Source organism: Nocardia nova, assembly GCF_002933465.1.
Classification (GTDB): domain Bacteria; phylum Actinomycetota; class Actinomycetes; order Mycobacteriales; family Mycobacteriaceae; genus Nocardia; species Nocardia nova_B.
Window position 1 is genome coordinate 1 of record NZ_PSZE01000062.1, and the last position, 8,466, is coordinate 8,466.

9 protein-coding genes and 1 pseudogene are annotated in these 8,466 nt (G+C 63.1%); 5 read left to right on the forward strand and 5 right to left on the reverse strand.

Annotated features, from left to right (window positions below; genetic code table 11):
- The 4 genes from C5E41_RS34670 to C5E41_RS32500 all read left to right on the forward strand — a co-directional run.
- Positions 1 to 219 (forward strand): hypothetical protein (locus C5E41_RS34670; RefSeq protein WP_219823309.1); only part of this gene is annotated, 219 nt, incomplete at its 5' end.
- Between the two features lie 531 nt (positions 220 to 750).
- Positions 751 to 1,944 carry an OB-fold domain-containing protein gene (locus C5E41_RS32490; protein WP_104379494.1) on the forward strand — a complete coding sequence of 398 codons (1,194 nt, stop codon included), beginning with the start codon at positions 751 to 753 and terminating at the stop codon, positions 1,942 to 1,944.
- Positions 1,941 to 3,095: a thiolase C-terminal domain-containing protein gene (locus C5E41_RS32495; protein ID WP_104379495.1), complete on the forward strand. Its 1,155-nt coding sequence runs from the start codon at positions 1,941 to 1,943 to the stop codon at positions 3,093 to 3,095. The genes C5E41_RS32490 and C5E41_RS32495 overlap by 4 nt, the downstream gene beginning before the upstream one ends.
- Before the next feature lie 467 nt (positions 3,096 to 3,562).
- Positions 3,563 to 3,853 carry an acyl-CoA synthase gene (locus C5E41_RS32500; protein WP_104379496.1) on the forward strand — a complete coding sequence of 97 codons (291 nt, stop codon included), beginning with the start codon at positions 3,563 to 3,565 and terminating at the stop codon, positions 3,851 to 3,853.
- Here the strand turns inward: C5E41_RS32500 and C5E41_RS32505 are convergent.
- From C5E41_RS32505 to C5E41_RS32525, 4 genes are all read right to left on the reverse strand, one after another.
- Positions 3,823 to 4,575: a FadR/GntR family transcriptional regulator gene (locus C5E41_RS32505; protein ID WP_258081411.1), complete on the reverse strand. Its 753-nt coding sequence runs from the start codon at positions 4,573 to 4,575 to the stop codon at positions 3,823 to 3,825. The genes C5E41_RS32500 and C5E41_RS32505 overlap by 31 nt on opposite strands.
- Positions 4,576 to 4,874: 299 nt before the next feature.
- Positions 4,875 to 5,129, reverse strand: coding sequence for an AMP-binding enzyme (locus C5E41_RS32515; RefSeq protein WP_258081412.1), 255 nt, complete (start codon positions 5,127 to 5,129; stop codon positions 4,875 to 4,877).
- A 104-nt stretch (positions 5,130 to 5,233) separates the two neighbouring features.
- Positions 5,234 to 5,434 carry a hypothetical protein gene (locus tag C5E41_RS32520; RefSeq protein ID WP_219823310.1) on the reverse strand — a complete coding sequence of 67 codons (201 nt, stop codon included), beginning with the start codon at positions 5,432 to 5,434 and terminating at the stop codon, positions 5,234 to 5,236.
- Between the two features lie 301 nt (positions 5,435 to 5,735).
- Positions 5,736 to 6,572, reverse strand: coding sequence for a mycofactocin-coupled SDR family oxidoreductase (locus C5E41_RS32525; protein ID WP_104379500.1), 837 nt, complete (start codon positions 6,570 to 6,572; stop codon positions 5,736 to 5,738).
- A gap of 279 nt (positions 6,573 to 6,851) precedes the next feature.
- Between C5E41_RS32525 and C5E41_RS32530 the strand changes: the two genes are divergently transcribed.
- Positions 6,852 to 8,027 carry a thiolase family protein gene (locus C5E41_RS32530; protein ID WP_104379501.1) on the forward strand — a complete coding sequence of 392 codons (1,176 nt, stop codon included), beginning with the start codon at positions 6,852 to 6,854 and terminating at the stop codon, positions 8,025 to 8,027.
- A gap of 89 nt (positions 8,028 to 8,116) precedes the next feature.
- Here the strand turns inward: C5E41_RS32530 and C5E41_RS35635 are convergent.
- A pseudogene (locus C5E41_RS35635) lies at positions 8,117 to 8,272 on the reverse strand (thiolase family protein); the annotation flags it as partial.
- Positions 8,273 to 8,466: the final 194 nt, after the last annotated feature.

The window sequence follows — 8,466 nt, forward strand, 5'->3', positions numbered from 1 at the left end:
ATCTCAGCCCAATCCTCCACAGCAAGCATCCCTTCGGTCCTCCCTGGCTCGGATACAGCCAGGGTCACCGACCAGGTGGTCCGTTTTGAGTTGCCGCGCGGTGGTCATTTTTCACGTGCTGCCGACACGAAAATCCTCAACCTGCCCGACACGGTCTGGATCAACCAGCCCACCAACACCCCCACCGCCCAGGAGAAAGCCGCGACAGAAGCCGCATAAAACACCCACTGGTCTCATTCAGCTTGAAAAATTCCGCTCTGACGCGCCCCGGCGGAGCCGCGCACCACGATCTATTGACTAGTCCCACAGCCTGCCGCACGGCAGCAGCGGGAGGTCGGGACGCACTTCACGGTCGAGTAACACCCGATACCGGGACGACCAGCGCCGCATCGCCTCCGCGAAATTGAGCCCCCGGCGGAGGGGGGCACGAAACTCGAACGCAACGTCTCCGAGCAGCAACGCCACTCGACATTGCCCCACCGGATCCGAGGGCCCTGGCACCGAACCGGCACTCTCCGCCAATTGCTCGAGAGCCCGAGACCGATTCGCCACAGCAAACACCTCCCTGTCGATTCCGACCGACCGCACATCTCGGTGGTGAGCTAAATATCTAATTGATTATGCCATTTCGAGGCGCGCTCGCCGTTGTGATGCCAACCACACGGGCAGCACCCTCCGATCCAACGTTCTTGATATAGATTAAATAGTTAGCTAAATTACCTCTTGGGTATAGTAGACGGAGGAGCCTGTATGAGTTTCATCGGTTCACTAGGTACGTATCTCCCCCCTTGGGGATCGGAACACGCGCGAGTCGTTGCACACGACGAGGATGCGGTCACAATGGCAGTCGAGGCTGGCCGTGCGGCACTATCGGTCGATGCTCCGGTATCACGGGTCGTCCTTGTGACCAGGGATTTTCCGCTATTCGAAGGCGGGAATGCGGCTGCACTTCTGGCTGGTCTCGGGCTCGACCCGGCTCTCGAGGTCACCGAACGTCTCGGCGGAGCTCCGGCGGCGCTGGATGCGGTTTCCGGCGCCCGGCCGCAAACCCTCGTCATTGCCGCCGATATCGCGCCGGCCGGGGCGTCGGCCGCGCTGATCAGCGAGAACGGACTCGCCGTTCGTCCGACAGCCCGGCATGCCGGCAGCCTTCCCGTCCGCACCCGGGACGCCCTTGGCGAGGTACACGACTACGGTGATCCCCGATTACTACGAGAACGCGGAGTCTCGAAATCAATACGCGCCGCGACGACGGAGACGCCTCTGGCCGTCGCAGGCATCGACCATCGGAGCGCGACGGCGTTGTGCAATGGCACGCCACCCCGGCTGCCAACCATGGGCGCCAGTGCGGCGCTGTTCGCCTTGGCGTGGATGGTCGACACGGCTTCGCACGGCACGCTGATCGGTGTCGAGCAGGCATCGGTGACAGGGCTGGCGGTCGATTCGGGGACCGCCCCGGTCCACCGCATCGAGCCACGAGCGCGGCAGCTACCCAAGACGGTCTTGACGCCCGGCCACGACATTCCGATTTCGCTGGCGGCCTACGACCGGGCCTTCGAGGCCAAACTCGGCTGGCAAGCCTCCAAAGATCCCAGCACCGGCGAACTACATTTTCCACCCCGATTGATCGTGGACGACCGAGGTCAGCTGCTGAACAACGGCGAACTCGTCGCGTTGCCGCGCACCGGCGTGGTCTACACCGGCGTCACCGTACGCGTCCCCGTGCCCGGGCTGCGCGGCCCCTATTCTCTGGTCATCGTGGAATTGGACGATGTGGGTGTGCGAGCGCTGGTCAAAACGACCGGAACCGAACCCGGATCGGTCGCGATCGGCGACCGGGGTCGCGTGGTGCTGCGGCGCGTCGCGGTCAGGTCCGGGGTCCCCGACTACGGATACGCGTTCCTGGCCGATTCCGCCTACGAAGAACAGGAGCAGGTCGCATGAGGAAGGTCGCGGTCGTCGGCGCCGGTATGACGCCGTTCGGCGAACACTTCGGCTTGGGCATCAAGGATCTGGTCCCCATGGCCTTCGCCGAGGCCATGGCGAGTGTGGACAAGGGCATCGCGAAATCCGATATCCAGGCAGCCTGGTTCGGCGAGCTGTCCACCACCGACGGATTCCCCAGCGGCATCCTCGCCGACAGCTGCGGACTGACCGACATTCCCGTGACTCGTGTCGAAAACGCCTGCGCCACAGGAAATGACGCGGTCCGCAACGCAGTGTTCGGGATCGCCTCGGGCGCCTTCGACGTCGTGCTGGTGGTGGGCGCGGACAAGGTGCGCGAATCAGCCAGCAAGGACACCTTCTGGGAATGGGCGGGAATGACCCGCGACATGGCGTGGGACTACCCGCTCGGGCTGATCGCCCCGGCGAACTTCGCCCTGCACGTGACACGCTACCTGCACGAGTCGCCGGCCACGCGCGAACATATGGCCATGGTCGCCGTGAAAAACCATCGCCACGCCCTGACCAATCCGAAAGCCCAACTGCACCAGGAGATCACAATCGAACAGGTGCTGGCGGCGCCGATCGTGGTCGAGCCGTTCGGACTCTACGACTGCACCCCGCAGAGCGACGGCGCCGCCGCGCTGGTGCTGGCCGCCGAAGACGTCGTCGACCGCTACACCAACCGCCCCGTGTGGGTCCGCGGCGTCGGACTCGGCCTCGACCGCGTGATGCACCAGCACAAACGGGATATGACAACATTCCCCGCCACCGTGCGCGCCGCCAAAGCCGCGTACACCATGGCCGGTATCACCGCACGCGATATCGACGTCGCCGAAGTGCACGACTGCTTCACCGGTGTCGAACTGATCAGCTACGAGGACCTCGGCTTCGCCGAACGATTCCAGGCACACAAACTCGTCGAAGCCGGCGCCACCACCATCGGCGGGCCGCTGCCGGTCAACCCGAGCGGCGGCCTGAAGGCCAAAGGACACCCACCGGGGGCCACCGGAGTGGCACAATGCTACGAACTGTTCGAACAGTTACGCGGCACCGCCACCAACCAAGTCGATGGAGCACGAATCGGCCTGGCACACAATATCGGCGGCCCCACCGCCGTCTCCGCAGTCACAATCCTCGGCCGCGACTGACCCAACGGAATCAGTCGCCAACACGAACGGCGTGTAGCGGACCGAGATCGGCGTTGCTCGGCATGGCTCGCCGCGGGCTGATGCTCGCGGTGGGGCATGCCGACCTTTTGCCGCCGGCTACGCATCAGCCGACACTTTTCGCGGCAGAGTGATTCTCACCAATCCAGCACGGCCACATCAGCCGTCAGCGGGGGCATGGTCAGCACTTCCCTAGTAGCCCACGTTCTTCCTGGGAACGGGTTTCGAGCTATCGCCGTTGCGCAGGTAATAGCAGTGCAACTGTGGCATCCGACCTACCTCGCTTGACGAAATCGCCAACCAGCTCTGGGGTAGTTGCCAATTCCGCACGTCATCGGCACGTCAGATATGTAACCCTATCGTCACATCGCCTGCCGATAAGGTAGGGTGACACTGTCGATCAACAAAGCTAATAATGTGCCTTATTAATCTACTTACCAAGGAGCACGATGGATAGTCCGCACGCACCGAAGCAGCCGCAATCGCGCGAAGATGAGGACGATCACGATCTGCTGACCTACGGCGAGGCACTCGCCCGGCTGAGCGAGGAAAGCATGCGCCTACGCGAGACCATCGCACAGCTCGAACGCACTGCCGACCACAGCGAGGAGTTGATCGCTGCGCGCCACCGGCTCGACGAACTAGAGCAAGCGACCCAACGCAATCGTCGGCAGCCGATCAACGACGACAACTTCGAGCAGTTTTTTGGCTACCGAGGCACGGCCCGACGCAACACGTGAGAACGCCTACGATCGGAGCGTCCGCCCAGTAGATCGAGCACAGTCGACCCCGGGTCGCCACCGAGAACGTATCCTTCGGCTTCGCCGAGATGCCGACGCCATAGCTCCTCAGCGGCGTCGGGATCGCGGTCACGAATGTGTTCGACCAGCTTGCGATGAGTCCGTCCGGTCGTGCGCCGGGCCTGCTCTGCCCGAGGACCGACGGCAGGTTGCAGTGACTCGTTGGCGACTTCGATGATGTGGTGCACCATATCCGACAGCACCGCCAGGGTCGCGTTGCCCGCTAGCTGAACGACCAGTTGATGGAATTCACTGTGCACACGAATTGCCTCTTGGGGATCGCAGTCACGATCATCGCGGTCGAGGGCATCGTTGAGCAAGGCAAGATCCGCATCGGTCCGGCAGCGGGCCAGCCGCCCCACGCTGGGCACTTCGAGAAACGTCCGAGCTTCGTAGACGTCTCTCACGGTGGCGCCTTGATATTCGAGGATGAAGCCGGCATACCGCGCCGCGACTTCACGTCGCGGCGGCTGCACTCGCGCCCCACCGTTGGCTCCTCGACGGATGACGATGAGGCTCTCGGATTCCAGTACGCGAAAGGCTTCACGCAGAGTCGGCCGCGAAACGCCGAACTGTTCGATCAATTCCGATTCCGGCGGCAATGCCTCGCCGGCGGAGAGGGTACCGCGAATGATCAATCGTCTGAGCTCCGCCGCGACCAATTCCGCGGTCTTGGGAACACGGACCCGCTGAACGCCTCCATTGCCCTTGGAGCGACGTGTTCCTGATGTGGGCGGTACCACTTCACGTGACACTGTGCCTCCTTGGTCGGACCAGCGAGATGGATCGTGTTGTGAGCTACTACACCGCCGGGCGCGGCTCGCTGGCCTCGGCCAGCAGCTCGGCGATCAGATCGCGGCGCAGCAGCTTTCCGGTCGGGGTGTAGGGCAGTTCGTCTCGGAAGACCACAGTGTCGGGAGTTCGCGAACTCCGGAGCCTACTGCGCACAAAGGTCTTGATCTCATCGTCCGTGGGCCAGGTGCCGGGACAAGCTGCGCCAACCGCCTACGGAGTTCGGCCTTCGAGGTCGCGTGGAGATCCCGTCCAGGTCCGGTTCCGTGACACGGCGCCGCAGCGCGATCACCGCACATACGCGTTCACCCCGTTCCTGGTCCGATAGTCCGGTAACGGCGACGACGGCGATGGCCGGGTGTTCGGCGAGTATCGTTTCCAGCTCTACCCGCGCGATGTTCTCACCCTTGCGGACCAATCCCACAGACCATCCGGTTAACAGAACGATCGTCCGTCGACAGTCACTGAAGTTCCACTACCTGCCACTTTGCTGCAGCGCTGTCTGATCGCCACAGCGCGGTCGTACGTTCAGTCGCTCGCAGGTAGCGGCTTGGCCTCTTTCACGGCCACAGCGCGCCCATCGATGGTGATGCCGTACGAACCGGGTTTGGTGACAAGCAGCTCAGCCGGGCTGTCCTCGACGGTGTAGCGCTTTCCGATCAGTAGTCCCGATCCCGGCTCCTCGACGGCAGCCCGCAGCTCATCGGACGGAACCTTGGTATCGGTCATCGGGTGACCGCCACATGCGATGATTGCACTGTCGGCCGGCGGCCTCACGAGAACGACCTCGGTCGTGTCAACTTGGCTGTATAAGCGTGCACCTGTTTTGTATGCCATGTATCCGTTCCTCTTCTCACTAGCCGGCTCGAACGCCGGGCACCCGGGTAAGAAAAAAACTCCGCCGCCGCTTGGGCGCGCGTCGTCGCATCCCAATATTTTTCGCCGTCGAAAGCCTTGGTCGCTGGTGTCCATCCGGACATCAGAGCAAGGTACTCGCCGGTCACCCTCACAATCTGACCACTGATGTGCCCTACTTGCGGATGGCCATGCCGGCGTCGACATTGAGCACGCTGCCGGTGAAATAGCGGCCCGAATCAGACAACAGGAACAGCATGGCCTCGGTGACGTCGCGAGCCTCGATCATCGGAGCTTCTGGCAACAATGTCTGCATCGCCGTGGCCAGATGCGGATTCGCGTTCAGCACGTTGAACAGCTCGGGATTCTCGGTGACCATCGGAGTCGCACAGTTCGTCGGCGCAACGCCGTTTACCCGAACATGATACTGCGCAAGGTAATTCGCATACGACTTCACCAATCCGATCACCGCCAGTTTCGCCGAATTGTAGGCGTCGTTACCACCGGAACCGTCGGTCATGTTCAACAACGCCGCCATCGAACTGGTCGCGATGATGTTGCCGTGGTGACCCGCCTTGCCGCGTTCGATCAGATGCGGCAGCGCCACCTGGATGGTGTTCCATACCCCGGTCAGCATGATGTCGATACCAATTCCGAACGCCTCCGAAGCATCGCGCTCCTTGGTATTCGACATGATCACCCCGGCGTTCGCGATCACCGTGTCGATGTGCCCGAAACGCTCAACGCCGGCATCAAAGGCAGCTTGCAGCGCAGCCTTGTCGCGCACGTCGGCGCGCTGCAGCAGGGCCGACCGACCGGTCTTCTCAACCAGCGCGGCCGTCTCGTCCAGATCGGCCGCACTACTCAGAGAGTAGGGGAGGATATCGAGGTCCTCACAGATATCGATACCGACGATATCTGCGCCCTCCTCAGCGAAGCGCACCGCATGCGACCGGCCCTGACCACGCGCCACGCCGGTAATGAAGACCACTCGTCCATCGAGCTTTCCCACGATCTACCCTTCCACTGCGGCCACTCGGTGACCTGCGGCTTCGACGAGGATCCGCACACCTCGGATCAGTTAAAATAGTGCAACAAATCACCTAATAACGCAACCCACTCCGGCTACTTCCGGCCTCACATCGAGGACGTGGCGGGCCCACCCACTCCAGCCACCTTCCATCGGGCGTGCCTGTACATTAAGCTAACTTATATACCTTAATTACCGTTTCAAGCCGGCGCGTGGGCCCACGCACAGCACGCCCACCCGTCACAGAAGAGGGAGATCATCGTGCCAGAAGCAGTCATCGTGGCCGCATCTCGAACCGCCATCGGGACCTCGTTCAAAGGGAGTCTCGCCCGTACCTCCGCTTACGATCTGGCCGCAGCAGTCATCGAAGACTCGGTACGGCGATCGACACTCGATCCCAACCTTTTCGACGATGTCGTTTGGGGCGAGGTAATGCAGGGCGGCGGCAATATCGGGCGACACGCCGCGATCAGCGCCGGCTTGATGTCCGTGCCCGGGCTCGGCCACCAGCGTCAGTGCGCATCGAGCCTGTCTGCCGTGCAGACCGCTGCCGCTGGGATCCGCGCCGGCATGGACCAGGCCGTCATCGCGGGCGGCGCCGAGTCACTGTCGACCGCACCCTGGATGTCGGTGCGCGCGCCGGAAAACAGCGAGCAAGCAAGCAAGTGGATGCCCCCGTCGCATCCGGCGACACCCGACGCTCCCGCTGACGACATGTCCATCACTGTCGGATGGAATACCGCCAGGCTGGCCGGGATCTCACGCGAGGAGATGGACGCGTGGGCGCTGCGCTCGCACGCGAACGCGATCACCGCAATCGACGAGGGCCGCTTCACCGACGAGATCGTCCCGCTGAAGGTGACTGCCCCGGACGGACAGGAGCTCTTGTTCGACACCGACGAACACCCTCGGCGCAACACCTCGGCCGAGCGGCTCGCAGCGCTCAAGCCGCTGCATCCCGAGATCGAGGGCTTCAGCATCACCGCGGGAAATTCCTCCGGGCTCAACGACGGCGCGGCCGCCCTTGTCCTTACTTCCGACGCCTTTGCAACCCAGCACGGGTTGTCACCGATAGGCGTGGTCCGTGCCTGGGCCTCGGTCGGCGTCGACCCCGTGAAGACAGGGCTGGCTCCGGGTGAGGCGATTCCGAAGGCATTGCAGCGCGCGGGAATCCGGATCGACGACGTTCGATTGTTCGAGATCAACGAGGCCTTCGCGTCGGTACCGATCGCGGCGTGCCGCAACCTCGGGATAGATCCCGAGCTGGTCAACATCAGCGGAAGTGGCTGCAGTCTCGGGCACCCGGTCGCCGCCACGGGGGCGCGCATGATCACGACGCTGCTGGGCGATCTTCGCCGCCATGGTGGCGGTATCGGAGTCGCGGCACTGTGCGCCGGGGGTGGAATGGGTTCGGCAATCGTCATCGAGACTCTCTGAGCCAAAATCCGAGCACGCGATTCCGCCGGAGACTGAGTTACGGGGGCGGGACTCTGCAGCCCCGCCCCGCTTGTCAGCGTCTGCGCGGTCGCCTCCCTACGCGAGACGATCACCGCCGTCGCCCCATCACACGGAATATCGCAATCATAAAGACAGAACGGATCCGAAATCATCCGAGCATCCAGATAATCCGCCATCGTCGACGGCTCCCGGAAAATCGCATCAGGATTCAGACCAGATAGTGTCGCGCCTCGAGTGGCTCACTCGCACACCGCTTCGTCGCGGCCGGGGACCACGGAGGCGGCCGACCACCGGACCGTTCGCCTCCGGGACTGTGCCGATGGTCAGCTCACCCTGGGAAACCGCAGCATCGTGCGAGCATTGGTTTCGGTGATCTTCTCCACCTCGTCATCAGGCACATTCGCCAACACCTCAGCCG

Coding starts and splice junctions, on each gene's coding strand:
- C5E41_RS32490 (WP_104379494.1), top strand. CDS start 751: ATGAGTTTCATCGGTTCACTAGGTACGTATCTCCCCCCTTGGGGATCG.
- C5E41_RS32500 (WP_104379496.1), top strand. CDS start 3,563: ATGGATAGTCCGCACGCACCGAAGCAGCCGCAATCGCGCGAAGATGAG.
- C5E41_RS32520 (WP_219823310.1), bottom strand. CDS start 5,434: ATGACCGATACCAAGGTTCCGTCCGATGAGCTGCGGGCTGCCGTCGAG.
- C5E41_RS32495 (WP_104379495.1), top strand. CDS start 1,941: ATGAGGAAGGTCGCGGTCGTCGGCGCCGGTATGACGCCGTTCGGCGAA.